The organism is Acinetobacter sp. GW821-FHT01C12 (assembly GCF_059422625.1).
Genome location: NZ_JBWKXD010000001.1, coordinates 401,249 through 413,973 on the forward strand (window position 1 = coordinate 401,249; position 12,725 = coordinate 413,973).

Consider the following 12,725-nt stretch of genomic DNA (forward strand, 5'->3'; position numbering starts at 1 on the left):
CTAGCTAAATCAATAAAGCAATATTTTATGAATGGTGTTGATACTTTTTTGAATCGTGCTTTTAGGTTTTTGTTATAGTCAAAAATAGATATTTGAACGTTGTATTAGCTAAATTTGCTAAAAATACACTGTGAAATTTGTTTTGCCCAAATTTGATAAATTTCCTGACTCGGATGAAAACCATCACGTGCCATTTGTAAATTTAAAGTTTTAAAATGGGCTAAATCAAAGCGAATCAATTGATAATTGATTTTATTTTCGATGAATTGGGCTAACTTCTGATTCATTGCACTCGAATACTGTCCAAACAGCCATCCTAATGGATTTGGTAATGCTGGAAACAGATTCATTGGGGGAACACCCGTGACTAAAATCATCTTTGGTAAAAACTTAGCTTCAATTTCTGTATAAAGCCCCTTTTGTTGCTGAATCCATTTTTGTGGTGAAATAAGTTTTGTGACATCGTTTACTCCAACCGATGTAATCACAACATCAAACTGCTGATTGTCTAATTGCTTGGTTCTTTGCAAAATTTCTAAGGTGCTATCTCCTGTTTTCGCTTCTAATTGATAAGTGACTTCAAAATTAGAGGTTAATTCATCGAGTAAACACCCCAATAAGGCTTCACGTTGATCTTCAACCCCCACACCTGCGGCAGCAGAGTCACCCAAAATTAAAATAGATAGTGCTTTTCCTTGTCCTATAACACCTTTTCGCAATCCTTGAGGTTCAGCTAATCGAGGAGTATTTTTCTTGACGCGATAACCTTGAAGAATTAATGCGGGAACGAGAACAATGGTCGAAATTTTTAAAAGCATATTTGAGTACCAATCAACAAAGCTACCTCAAAATCAGTCAGAGTCGGATATAGCTTGTCGCAATATTAAAATCATAAAGTTCAATGTCGATTTTACTTAATTGTATGGCCAAGTTGCTATTGGGCTAAATCAACAAAATTTAAGGCAAAAGCAAATATGAATGTACCAATAAATTCAAAAACTAAAACCGCATACTTTCTGCTTTTGCTCATCAAATAGGCATTATAGGTCCCGATTAAAATAATACCAAGATACATTAACTTTTGAATATCATCGATTTGCATCAGGCATTGTTGAATTTCACAGTGCTTTTCAAAAAAGAAGAGATATAAGATACGCGCAAGAAAAACTAAAAAGCTGGTCAGGAAAAAACCCAATACGATAAACATGTTAAAATTCTCATTATTTTTTATCCAGTTAGATTTTAAAGCTTTATCTATGCAACGCAATAAAAAAGACCCTTGATGGGTCTTTTAAAGCTAAATAAAGCTCAACCGAGTTTATTTACAATTTTTAATGGCAATATTTTCATGGCTAGGCCTATCGGTAACCAAGGCCATTGTGGCACATAAGCTTTAACAGGCTGTTTTTCAATTGCTTTAACCAATAAATGAGAACCTGTTTCAACATCGACCTCAAACGGCAATTTTTTTGCCCCTTCATTAATTTCAGTACGAATATAACCAGGGAAAATCGTAGAAACTTTAATTTTCGTGTCAATTAACTCAGCACGTATCCCTTCCGCTAATGCTGCTACACCAGCTTTACTTGCGCCATATGCGGTCAAGTGTTTAGGCATACCACGAAGTGCACTCATAGAAGAAATCACAACCAGATGACCAAACTTTTGCTCACGGAATATTTCAACAGCAGCTTCACACTGTGCCAATGCAGAAATAAAATTAGTTTCTACAGTTGCACGGTTAATCTCAAATTTACCATTGCCAATTCGACGACCATCACCAACACCTGCATTGACGATAATACGATCGAGCTTACCAAAGTCTTGCTTAAATGCTCGAAAGACTTGAAAAACTTGCTCATAGTTGGTCACATCTAAAGTTTTGGCAATCACTTTGATACCATATTTAGACTCCAACTCTTGTTTTAAACTTTCTAAACGCTCTAAACGACGCGCACAGACCGCTAAGTTATAACCTTTTTGCGCAAATTCTCGTGCCATTCCTGCACCGATTCCAGAACTTGCGCCTGTGATTAAAATGGTTTTTGCCATGACAAATTCCTTAAACTGTTTTTATATTTCTAAAAGTGCGATTTTAAATCCACGTCAATAGTTGCGGATCTTCAGCCTTAATAAAATGATGTTCATTCAAACTCAATAGTTGTGGTTCATTTCCCACCAGTCGTAATGTGGTTAAACTGGTATTGGCAATTGCCCAATTCAATGCAAAGGTTTTATTGGCGCTTAACTCCAAGAGTTTTCCTGCAACAACTGAAATAACACCGCCAGAAGTAAATACAATTGCATAGCGAGGTTTAGTCTTCACCAGCTCATCACATAAATTCTGTAAAGCCGTTTCTACACGGTTTTTAAAATCTGGCCAAGATTCGTCATACTCATGGTGATATTCACCACTAGTCCAACGGTCAATTGCCCCTTCAAAAATTTTTGCCAAGTAGGCACGTGGGCTTTTTTCTTTGGCAACATCCTGTTTAAGTAGATGCGGTTGATTAAAACGCGGATCATATTGAGCAAAAACTTGTTGATGGTTAAATTCATTCCAATGATGGTCCGTCACAATTTGAGCATCGGAAAAACTTTCAGCCAAAGCAAAACTTGCTGTTTGCTGATGGCGTAACATTGAACCTGCAACCACATAAGGCTCTTCTTTCAAAATTTTATCGAGATATTGACCCAATAATTTGGCTTGTAACTCGCCATTGGGTGAAAGTTTGTCATAACTCTCTGCACCAAATGATGCTTGTCCATGACGAACGAGGTAGATTGTGGTCATTTTCCTAAAATTTCCTTAAATTTTTCAAGATATTTCTGTGCAACTTCATTGGCTTCAATTTTTTGTATACCGATGAGCTTTAAGGCACGAATATGTAAGGCATGAATCACAATCCAAAAATCTTTAAAAGCAGGATTATCTGTTTGTTTATGATAGTAACGATAATAAATTTGCTGTGCGATTACAGCTAAACGGAAAATACCAAATACTTCGTAGAATGCCCAATTATCGGGTTTTAATCCGGTTTTTTCTAAATAATATTCAACCACTTCTTTACGGGTAAGCATCCCTTTTAAATGTGTAGGCTGGCGACGGGTTGATTTAAAAATTTGATTGTCTGTATCTTCCACCCAATAGGCCAAAGCAGAACCTAAATCCATGAGAGGATCACCAATGGTTGCCATTTCCCAATCCAATACACCAATCACTTGGGTTGGGTTTTTAGGATCAAGAATGACATTATCAAAACGCCAATCATTGTGAATCAAACACGTGTTTGAGTCAGCAGGAATATTTTCATTAAGCCATTTACGTACAAATTTAAAACTCGGCACATTGATAGTGTGTGCCTTTACATAACGTGCATCCCAACCTTCAACCTGACGACGACAATACCCATCACCTTTTCCAAGTTTTTCGAGTTCGGTGCCTTGATATGGAACTTGATGTAATTCAATCAGCTTGTCTAAGACATTAATACATAATTCATGTACTTGCTGTTGAGTAAAATTCAGTTCAGGGGGCAGTTTGGCACGCGGAATAATACCTTCAATGCGTTTCATCACATAGAAGTCACAACCAATTACGGATTCATCCTGACACAGCGCGACCATTTCAGGAAGAACTGGGTAGTATGGTGCAAGCCATTTTTGTACATGATATTCACGCGCCATATCATGTGCAGATTTCGCCTTTGTCCCTTTGGGCGGACGACGTAAAATTAAATCAGCATTGTCATATTTTAAACGATAGGTCCAGTTTGAAGCTCCGCCAGAATATTGAGTCACTTCTACATTGCCTGAAATTTCAGATCCATTTTCAATGAGCCAATTTCCGACAGCACGAATGTCCAGCTCCTCGCCTTCACGTATACTTCCACCAATATCAATGACTGACATATTATTTCCCTGAATCTTATGTTTTAAACCATACATCTATAAAGAATGATACTTTTAACTAAAAACTTCACTTGCTCACTACTTTATATATAACACCTCTAACATAAAGCAGTTATTTTTTATCAGCAAATTGTTATTTTTTACGCGAGCCATAACCTCGTTTTTTTATTTCTAATTTTGCAATCATCCCTTTATGCACTTCATCTGGGCCATCCGCTAAACGTAAACTGCGGGCTTGAGCAAAGAATCCTGTTAAAGGTGTATCTCGTGATACGCCCATGCCACCATGAATTTGAATGGCCATATCAACTACTTTTTCAAGAACTGAAGGTGCAACAACTTTAATGGCGGAAATCTCGGTAAGCGCAGCCATAGTCCCTTGAGTATCCATTTTATACGCCGCATACAGGGTTAACAGTCGTGCTTGATCAATCGCAACACGAGCATCTGCCACACGTTCTAAATTTCCACCTAATTTAAGCACTTCTTTACCAAAAGCAGTTCGACTCATTCCTCGATCAATCATTAATTCTAATGCTTTTTCAGCAGCACCAATGCATCGCATACAATGATGAATACGACCCGGACCTAGACGCCCTTGTGCAATTTCAAACCCTTGTCCAGCACCACCAATAAAATTACTTACAGGTACACGAACTTGATTAAAACTAATTTCGCCGTGACCATGTGGCGCATCATAATCACCAAACACGGGTAACATACGTTCAATGGTTACGCCTTGAGTATCTACAGGCACTAAAACCATGGAATGCTGATGATGACGATCTTTGCTTTCATCAGGCGTATGCGCCATAAAGATAATAATTTTCGCATTTGGATCTCCCAAACCTGAAGACCACCATTTACGACCATTCAATACAATTTCATCACCATCTACCACTGCAGTCGCCTGCATATTGGTTGCGTCCGATGAAGCAACTGCTGGCTCAGTCATACAGAATACTGAACGGATTTTTCCTTCTAATAACGGCTTAAGCCATTGTTGTTTTTGTTGATCTGAACCATAACGCCATAGCACTTCCATATTGCCACTATCTGGAGCATTACAATTAAATACTGTGGGTGCGATTAAACTACGGCCTGACAGTTCTGCGATATGAGCATATTCCTGTACAGATAAACCTGCACCCAATACTGGATCTGGTAGAAACATGTTCCAAAGTCCAGCAGCTTTTGCTTTATTTTTCAGGACTTCAAGTTGTGCTGGCCATTGCCATTTTGTCCAATCACCGCCTTGATTCAGATGATGGACTTCATTCCAAAAATCAGCTTCTATAGGTTCAATTTCATTTTTAATAAAGGCTTTGGTACGTTCTACAAATTCTTGCGCACGTGCTGAAAGTTCAAACATGCTTATCTTCCTGTAAATATATGGATAAATATTTGAATAGTGACTCTTTACTTTACCTTAGCTGAAAACCTATTATGAACCAAATGATTTAATTCAATACATCACAATGAATATGATTCATAATAAAACCAATCTTGATATGTCGATTTTCAATCATATTGATATTAATTTATACCCACTTTTTATCACCATTTATGAGCAAAGAAATATTTCAAAAGCGGCAAAGATTTTATGCATTACTCAGTCTGCTGCGAGTCATGCTTTACAAAGACTTAGGCAACATTTGCAAGATGATTTATTTGTTCGCGCTGGGAGTAAAATGCTGCCTACACCTTTTGCTGAACAGATTTATCCATCTGTACAAAATGCTTTATTTGCTTTTCAAAATATCTCCAAACAAAAACAACAGTTTGATCCCAGTTCAGTACAAACCTTACGCATTGCAATACATGATGAAATTGAACCGATTATTTTTCCTAAATTGATTCATCATTTCCAAAAATTGAATTTAACCATTCAATTTCTAAGCACCAAGCTTGACCGCAAAAATGTAATTGCTGATTTAACTGCTCAACAAGTCGATTTTGTCATTGATCTAGAACAAAACTATGGTGAAAAAATTAATTATCAAAATTTGGTTCAAGATCATTTTGTGATTTGTTCTCAGCATATAAATATCACTTCTGAACTGTATTTTGCATCACCTCATATCGGTGTTTCTTCACGCCGTACTGGTTTGCTTTTAGAGGACATATATTTAAATCAAGCGCAATTTCGTCGTCAGATTTTTATGCGTTGTCAGCATTATTCAACTGCCCTGCAAGTTTTAGCACAATATCCTGATGCGATGTTAACCATTCCAAAGCAGATACTGGCACATTTACAAGTTGATCAAAGTATTAATATTTTTGAGCATCCTATTGATCTACCTGTATTAAATATGGGAATTTATTGGCACGGTGTGCTAAATGAAAATTCTAGGCACATTTATTTAAGAGAAGAAATTTTTAAAATTTTTGCTTAGGCTATTTTATAAACGATTGGATTTAGCATGCGGTTAAGCCGCTTACGTACGATCATCCCTATTCTTAATGATTTTCTTCATTCTAGTAGGTGAAATTAAGCCACTTATCTATTCCATTTGACATTTCATACATTGAACTCAAATTATAAAAATAAGACATAAAATCCATGTTAACCATGATAATATACATTTTATGTCATGTTTTGGATGATGTTGCGATGAGAACTTCGGCGCATAATTTTATGCTTGATGGTGTGGAAGACATGTTGACTCAAATTGGGACGAATATCAAAAAAGCCCGACTTCGACGTAATATGACCATTCATGATTTGGCCAATCGCATTCATGTAGATAACCGAACGATCTCACGTATGGAAAAAGGTGATCCAAGTACCAGCCTAAAAAATGTGATTTCAGTTTTAGTGATCTTTGGCCTTGAACATACCCTAGGCTCACTCGCGAATCCTGAGTTGGATGAAGTTGGCTTGGCACTCGAAAATCGTAATAGTTCAGTACGTGCAAGATTAAAAAAACAGTCTGTGATTAGTGATGATTTCTGATAGGTAAATGAACATGGATGAAGTTAAAGGATGTTATGTTTTCATAGATACAGGCTCCCAGCCAACAATTTCTGCACACTATTCTTATGAAAAACCGATTTATCGCTTTCTTTATGGTCAATCATACTTACAACGTGCAGATGCCTTCCCTTTAGATCCACTTAATCTAAGCTTTCAGTCTTATAACAAACCATATGAAAATATTTCTAAAGATGGTTTTGGTGTACTTGCAGATGCAACACCAGACAATTGGGGTAAACGCTTAACCAATGCCTTACACCGTAGAACACCATTAAATCAATTGGAATGGTTACTCGCTTCACAAGGAAATTCAGTCGGCTGTATTGTTGGAAGCTTGTCTAAATCGCATATAAAAAACAATTCAAATATCATTCAATATGCAGAATTAGAAACCTTTATACAAATTACTGAACTCATCGAAAAAAAACGAGATCCGTTTGAGATGAAACTTGAGCAACTCGAATTAAATAAGCTTTTATATAATGGGGCTTCAATGGGCGGTGCCAGACCCAAAACCCTTGTGATGTATAAAAATAAAGAATGGATTGCCAAATTTAATAAAAGTGATGATTTGTTTGATACCTGTAAAGTTGAATATGCTTCGCTGAATATGGCACGAGACATGGGGCTCAATACATGTAATGCCGAACTAACAGAATGTGCCGGCCGCCCTATTCTCTTAGTTGAACGCTTTGATCGAAACTGCCCTGAACGTAAAAAACACTATATAAGTGCCAATAGTTTGCTCAATATTCAGAAAATTCGTATAGGAGATCCTAAAATGTCCTATATGAGTATTGCCAAAGTCTGTAGTCAGATTTGTTTTGATGCTATCAGTAATCAAAAAGAACTCTATAAGCGGATGGTGCTGAATGTCATGATTAGCAATACTGACGATCATTTAAAAAATCATGGTTTTTTAATGTATGACATGAAAAAGCAACATTATGCTTTAAGCCCGCTTTTTGATGTTTTACCACATGGTATGCCAAGCTCATTTCCAAATGAACATGCTCTGGTTTTAGGCAATGATGGACGTTTTGGAAGCTATGACAACCTTATCAGTCGTAGCAATGCCTTTGGACTAAACCTAGATCAAGCCAGAGAATGTATTAAGGATGTCCGTGATGTTCTCGAAAATAGAGAAAAATACCTGTTAGATGCAGGTCTTAAAGCCACAGAAATTCGTCAATTAGAACCCTATTTCTATCTAGATATCCTCAAAAACTAAAGTTCAACAATGCCAGCCATTGATACTATGGATAATGAAAACTTTGATCAGAATGAATCGGTATTTAATCATTCATCTTGTCAAGAAAATGATCCAAACATGACATAAAATCCAGTTTAAATTAGATAAAGTACTTTTTATGTCATTATAAATGAGAAAATCCAATTGCATTTATATAATTTTGCTTAGGCTATTTTGTTGTTTTACAATGATCTTATTCCTACTTTTTTAAGATAATAAGCTAAAACATCAGAAAAAACTCTTGCTGCGGTATACATGATCAAGATCGTAAATCAAAAATAATTGTTGTTATAACATGAGACCGAATACGATCTGTTTTATTCATCTATTTTCCAGGCGTGATGAATACTGTTAAGCAATCTTTGATTTAATGCTTGCTGATGTATTTGCCATTGAGCAATTTCAATTTGGGTCGGCTCTTGTTGCCCATCGGATTCACTTAAAAACCTTTTCAATCGACTTTGATAATGAAAAGCTGAGACATCCCCAGTAATATCGGCTCCGATTAGACGCGCTGAACAAGTTTGAATTAGATCCTGCAAATGTTTTTCTAAAAAATGCCCTTGATCCCAATTGGTCATCACCACATCTTTAGACAACACATCCTTATCTATAGATAAATATATGGGTAGATCAATTTTTTGTATTTCATTAAAAAAATCTGACATTAATTGGTCTGGCTCATCATAACCATGCCATGCATGTTGTGCGCCAATCCATTGGGTCCAATTCGCCTTTTGTTGAATACTCCAATAATGCAATTTGCCCTTATATAAAGGAGACCAATGGTTTCCCCATGCATGTTTTAAGCTAATATCACTTGAGCTGATGCCGATCACATCGATCCGGGCAACCTGTGGCAATTGACTGGCCCAATACACCCATGAACCGCAGTGTATTCCAAACGGATAACGCATATTGTCAGGGTGATTGTCACAAACAATTAAATGAACAGGTTCATTGTTTGTTATCCGTTTTAAAAGCAGCTGGGTTATATGATGATAATCACCACTTCCCATAAATACACAACCCAATTGATCTGATGGAGGTAATTGCTTGGCTAGATAATCTTCAAGCTGCTGAAATTTTTTCCAATGACATCCAAAACGGATTTGTTCTTGCCAACTGGCAAGATCGATGTTTTGGGCAGCATTCGAAATCTCAACTGAACCATCAAAATTGAGAACAACATGTTGCCTAATGCTATTCATGATTTTGACTCCTGCATACTTTCATGCCAATGTGCATCTGCTTCAAACAAATGGCGTAGTCGTCTGAGTACAAATCTTAATATAGGTTGTTTAATCCATACTAAATGCCGTGTAAAAGTAAACTTAGCACCCAACTGAGCCTTTACTTCTGGATCTGTCCAGCCAGCAATATAAAATTTTAAATGATGTTGTTTGGCATAATCCAGATTGATGAACCAACTGATAAAATAAAGATTATATTCAATGGCTAAGGGATAATTTAAACCAATATATTTATCAACAAGATTCCCTTGGTACTCAAAACAAATGTTATATCCCACTAAAATTTGCGCTTTCCAATACAAAAAGACTTTGCCACCATTCTCAGCATCTTGCAAAATTTCATCAAAAAACTCAGCAGTGAGTAAGTCAAAGTGAACCTCACTTTGATTGTAAACATTTAAAAATAACTGATATAACTGCGCTCGAAATGCGTGCTGTGCAAATTGTTGTGCACCTGTATCGAGTATCTCAACCCGTAAATCGTCTAAGCTTTTCAACTTGCGTTTCAAATTTTTACGGCGGCTTTTTGAAAATTTTGCTAAATAATCTTCTCGATTTTCAAAATCAATTGGCACATAAGCCAAAGCTTGCCCTTCTATCGCCAGAAAACCGGCACGCTCTGCAACTTCAATGAATTGCTGACTATAGAGATTCTCCCGCGCAGTTAATAAGGGCGAATTTATCGGTAAATCTTTAATAATCGTTAAACTTTGCTGGCCTATACGTTGCTTGAGTTGTTGCAGCAAATCACTGACCGGTAAACTACTGATAAGCGGGCTATATTCGGTTACGGTCGTTCCAATAAAACATGTTTTTAAATGCAAAAACCGACCCCAATATGAATAACCTAATGTAGATTCAATGCGTTTTTTTACAGGAAGATCTAAAGTCGTGAGTAGATTAAAATCTGTTGTAAAAAAAGTTAAAAAATCGCTTGAATCATTTACATCAAACATCTTAGGTGGATGCTGAATAAAAGCATCTACCAGTGAATGTGGTTCCAATTGATTGAGATCGGTTTGCATTGTCATAAATTCAACCTACTGAATCACAGCTCTTTTTTAGCACGTAGTAATAACTGCTCTAATAAAACCATTGCTTGATCAATTTCAGCACGTGAGATTTCCAAGTTTGGTGCAAATGTAATCACATTTTTGTAATAGCCGCCCACATCTAAGACTAGACCACATTTTTCACCTTGATACTCCAAAGTACCTGAAAGACCAATATCTACCATTTTGTCCAATAATGCTTTATTTGGAGTAAAGCCATCCACTTGACATATTTCTGCACGTAAAGCTAAGCCTAACCCATCAACATCACCAATTTCAGGATGGCGTTTCTGTAGATCTTTTAAGCCTTCAAGGAAATATGCACCACTTTCCATAATTTGTTTTTCATAATCTTTCTCGGCCAGCATTTTCATGACTTCAAGCCCCACTGCCGTACCCAATGGATTTGATGCAAAAGTCGAGTGCGTTGATCCAACAGGGAAAACTTCAGGATTAATGATTTCTTCTTTTGCCCAAACGCCTGCAAGCGGATTTAAACCATTGGTCAGAGCTTTACCAAATACCAATACATCTGGGGTAATACCGAAATGTTCAAATGACCACAATTTACCAGTACGATAAAAGCCCATTTGGATTTCATCAACAACCAATAAAATTCCATGCTCATCTAAAACTTTTTTTAACTCTGGATAAAAATTCATAGGTGGAATGACATAACCACCTGTTCCTTGAATCGTTTCAATATAGAAAGCGGCAAATTCACTTTCGCGAACTTTAGGATCCCAAACACCATGATATTCATTTTCAAATAAGCGTTTAAACTCAGCCACAAGTTTTACTGCATACTCTTCAGCTGTCATCCCTTTAGGACGTCTAAAAGGATATGGGAAAGGAATAAATTGAGCACGTTCACCAAAATGACCATAACGACGGCGATAGCGATAGCTTGAGGTAATTGAAGAAGCCCCTAAAGTTCGACCATGATAGCCGCCTTCAAAAGCAAACATACGGCTTTTACCATGACAGAAATTTCGCACCAATTTCAATGAATCTTCGATCGCTTGTGATCCACCAACATTATAGTGAATACGTCCCTTTTCGCTGGTCTTTTTCAACATATCTTCGGCAATGACTTTGCTCAATTCAATTTTAGTTGGGTGTAAATATTGGCTGGCAATTTGAGGTAAGGTATGAATTTGATTAATTAATGCTTGGTCTAGGCGTGGGTTTTTATAACCAAAATTAACTGCTGAATACCACATTTGAAGATCAAGAAACGGTGTGCCTTGGTCATTGTAAACATAGCTACCTCGACAATCTGTAAAAATATTAGGCGGATTGACATAATGCACGGTATCGCCATATGAACAATATTTGGCTTCATCCGCCAAGAGTTGTGCTTCATCTAATGGTTCACGTTTTGTCATGGCCTGACCTTCTGAAAAAAGATGGTTTTCTTTGATATTCATGTTGTTACCTTTTTCGAGCTTTTAATTGATTCAGTTTTGTTTTGAAACAAAATCTGAGTGGAGAAATGAGTTACATTCAAAATTTATATTTGATGCCGATGGATGGATAAATATCTGTACGTCGGTCAATCATTGGACTATTTGTTTGTTCCTTTGAAAGAAAATCGACGTTTAAAGTGCCAAAAGCACTCCAATCTTTTGAAATCTGGTAATCAGCTGCGATCCCTAAAAAAGGATGAAAGCTTGTGCTGGGTTGATAAGAACTGATACCTGTGCGTTGGGCTTCTAATGAACTTACGCCATAGTAATATTGGTTATATTTAGCATTGTTCCATTGCACGCCGATTTCAGGATAAAAAGACCATTTACCACGACTGATTTCGGCTAAATAAGATACTGTGGCAATCGTGCCCTTACTTCGAGAAAGTACGTCTGTTCCAATCTGAGCTTTAAAACCACCAAATGGTGTAATTCGCATATAACTACCACCCGCCATGACTGACCATTTACGGCGTTGTAGTCCAGTCAGCTCTCCACTTGGGTCATAACTACTACCATCGTATGCAGCATTTAACCGCAGTTCATTGTGATCATCATTTAAAAGATAAACACCAGCTTCATCGCCTTCTAAATAAACGCGACCGTTATCATAGAAAGCTGTAGGAAGTAAGCTCTGATAGGTACGTTTTCCTTTATATGGCTGAAAATCGACAGTGTAATTTGCACCAATACTTAAAGCTGCTGGCTGATCACCATTTGCATATACATATGATGAACTAAGTAGTATTCCGATAATCGGCGCAAGTTTTATGGGTTTTAAATGATTATTCATATTTCGGTCCATTCAAC

General features: G+C 36.9%; 13 protein-coding genes. 3 read left to right on the forward strand and 10 right to left on the reverse strand.

Translation table 11 applies throughout. The features are described 5' to 3' along the window. Positions 1-104: 104 nt before the first annotated feature. The 6 genes from AC07WY_RS01870 to AC07WY_RS01895 form a co-directional block, all read right to left on the reverse strand. Positions 105-818, reverse strand: a complete 714-nt coding sequence (locus AC07WY_RS01870; protein ID WP_494735595.1) for an SGNH/GDSL hydrolase family protein — start codon at positions 816-818, stop codon at positions 105-107. 116 nt (positions 819-934) lie between these two features. After that, on the reverse strand, positions 935-1,207 hold the full coding sequence (locus AC07WY_RS01875) for a hypothetical protein (protein ID WP_315079264.1): 273 nt from the start codon (positions 1,205-1,207) through the stop codon (positions 935-937). Between the two features lie 101 nt (positions 1,208-1,308). After that, positions 1,309-2,052 carry an SDR family oxidoreductase gene (locus tag AC07WY_RS01880; RefSeq protein ID WP_004720558.1) on the reverse strand — a complete coding sequence of 248 codons (744 nt, stop codon included), beginning with the start codon at positions 2,050-2,052 and terminating at the stop codon, positions 1,309-1,311. Positions 2,053-2,095: 43 nt separating this feature from the next. After that, positions 2,096-2,794, reverse strand: a complete 699-nt coding sequence (locus AC07WY_RS01885; protein ID WP_494735596.1) for a histidine phosphatase family protein — start codon at positions 2,792-2,794, stop codon at positions 2,096-2,098. Next, complete coding sequence (locus tag AC07WY_RS01890; protein WP_494735597.1) at positions 2,791-3,912, reverse strand: phosphotransferase family protein; 1,122 nt, start codon at positions 3,910-3,912, stop codon at positions 2,791-2,793. Before AC07WY_RS01890 ends, AC07WY_RS01885 begins: the two co-directional genes overlap by 4 nt. A gap of 133 nt (positions 3,913-4,045) precedes the next feature. Then, positions 4,046-5,284, reverse strand: coding sequence for an acyl-CoA dehydrogenase family protein (locus AC07WY_RS01895; protein ID WP_494735598.1), 1,239 nt, complete (start codon positions 5,282-5,284; stop codon positions 4,046-4,048). 106 nt (positions 5,285-5,390) lie between these two features. On the opposite strand from AC07WY_RS01895, the gene AC07WY_RS01900 reads away from it, so the two are divergent. The 3 genes from AC07WY_RS01900 to AC07WY_RS01910 all read left to right on the forward strand — a co-directional run bounded on the left by AC07WY_RS01900 (position 5,391) and on the right by AC07WY_RS01910 (position 8,120). Next, positions 5,391-6,308, forward strand: a complete 918-nt coding sequence (locus AC07WY_RS01900; protein WP_494735599.1) for a LysR family transcriptional regulator — start codon at positions 5,391-5,393, stop codon at positions 6,306-6,308. 218 nt (positions 6,309-6,526) lie between these two features. Beyond that, on the forward strand, positions 6,527-6,868 hold the full coding sequence (locus AC07WY_RS01905) for a helix-turn-helix transcriptional regulator (RefSeq protein WP_051065603.1): 342 nt from the start codon (positions 6,527-6,529) through the stop codon (positions 6,866-6,868). 13 nt (positions 6,869-6,881) lie between these two features. After that, a complete protein-coding gene (locus AC07WY_RS01910) occupies positions 6,882-8,120 on the forward strand; it encodes a type II toxin-antitoxin system HipA family toxin (RefSeq protein WP_494735600.1) in 1,239 nt (412 codons plus the stop codon). Positions 8,121-8,458: 338 nt separating this feature from the next. Here the strand turns inward: AC07WY_RS01910 and AC07WY_RS01915 are convergent, their stop codons facing one another. The 4 genes from AC07WY_RS01915 to AC07WY_RS01930 all read right to left on the reverse strand — a co-directional run bounded on the left by AC07WY_RS01915 (position 8,459) and on the right by AC07WY_RS01930 (position 12,708). Further along, positions 8,459-9,352, reverse strand: a complete 894-nt coding sequence (locus AC07WY_RS01915) for a hypothetical protein (RefSeq protein WP_494735601.1) — start codon at positions 9,350-9,352, stop codon at positions 8,459-8,461. Next, the gene (locus tag AC07WY_RS01920) at positions 9,349-10,419 is read right to left on the reverse strand and encodes a GNAT family N-acetyltransferase (RefSeq protein WP_314339319.1); all 1,071 of its coding nucleotides are present in this window, start codon (positions 10,417-10,419) and stop codon (positions 9,349-9,351) included. Before AC07WY_RS01920 ends, AC07WY_RS01915 begins: the two co-directional genes overlap by 4 nt. 23 nt (positions 10,420-10,442) lie before the next feature. Continuing rightward, positions 10,443-11,876, reverse strand: coding sequence for an aspartate aminotransferase family protein (locus AC07WY_RS01925; protein WP_494735602.1), 1,434 nt, complete (start codon positions 11,874-11,876; stop codon positions 10,443-10,445). Positions 11,877-11,952: 76 nt separating this feature from the next. Further along, positions 11,953-12,708, reverse strand: a complete 756-nt coding sequence (locus tag AC07WY_RS01930; RefSeq protein WP_419334340.1) for a MipA/OmpV family protein — start codon at positions 12,706-12,708, stop codon at positions 11,953-11,955. Positions 12,709-12,725 lie beyond the last annotated feature (17 nt).

What these genes read in the sequence shown, in the direction of transcription:
- AC07WY_RS01870 (WP_494735595.1), bottom strand. Translation starts at nt 818, where the DNA reads ATGCTTTTAAAAATTTCGACCATTGTTCTCGTTCCCGCATTAATTCTT.
- AC07WY_RS01875 (WP_315079264.1), bottom strand. Translation starts at nt 1,207, where the DNA reads ATGTTTATCGTATTGGGTTTTTTCCTGACCAGCTTTTTAGTTTTTCTT.
- AC07WY_RS01880 (WP_004720558.1), bottom strand. Translation starts at nt 2,052, where the DNA reads ATGGCAAAAACCATTTTAATCACAGGCGCAAGTTCTGGAATCGGTGCA.
- AC07WY_RS01885 (WP_494735596.1), bottom strand. Translation starts at nt 2,794, where the DNA reads ATGACCACAATCTACCTCGTTCGTCATGGACAAGCATCATTTGGTGCA.
- AC07WY_RS01890 (WP_494735597.1), bottom strand. Translation starts at nt 3,912, where the DNA reads ATGTCAGTCATTGATATTGGTGGAAGTATACGTGAAGGCGAGGAGCTG.
- AC07WY_RS01895 (WP_494735598.1), bottom strand. Translation starts at nt 5,284, where the DNA reads ATGTTTGAACTTTCAGCACGTGCGCAAGAATTTGTAGAACGTACCAAA.
- AC07WY_RS01900 (WP_494735599.1), top strand. Translation starts at nt 5,391, where the DNA reads ATGAATATGATTCATAATAAAACCAATCTTGATATGTCGATTTTCAAT.
- AC07WY_RS01905 (WP_051065603.1), top strand. Translation starts at nt 6,527, where the DNA reads ATGAGAACTTCGGCGCATAATTTTATGCTTGATGGTGTGGAAGACATG.
- AC07WY_RS01910 (WP_494735600.1), top strand. Translation starts at nt 6,882, where the DNA reads ATGGATGAAGTTAAAGGATGTTATGTTTTCATAGATACAGGCTCCCAG.
- AC07WY_RS01915 (WP_494735601.1), bottom strand. Translation starts at nt 9,352, where the DNA reads ATGAATAGCATTAGGCAACATGTTGTTCTCAATTTTGATGGTTCAGTT.
- AC07WY_RS01920 (WP_314339319.1), bottom strand. Translation starts at nt 10,419, where the DNA reads ATGCAAACCGATCTCAATCAATTGGAACCACATTCACTGGTAGATGCT.
- AC07WY_RS01925 (WP_494735602.1), bottom strand. Translation starts at nt 11,876, where the DNA reads ATGAATATCAAAGAAAACCATCTTTTTTCAGAAGGTCAGGCCATGACA.
- AC07WY_RS01930 (WP_419334340.1), bottom strand. Translation starts at nt 12,708, where the DNA reads ATGAATAATCATTTAAAACCCATAAAACTTGCGCCGATTATCGGAATA.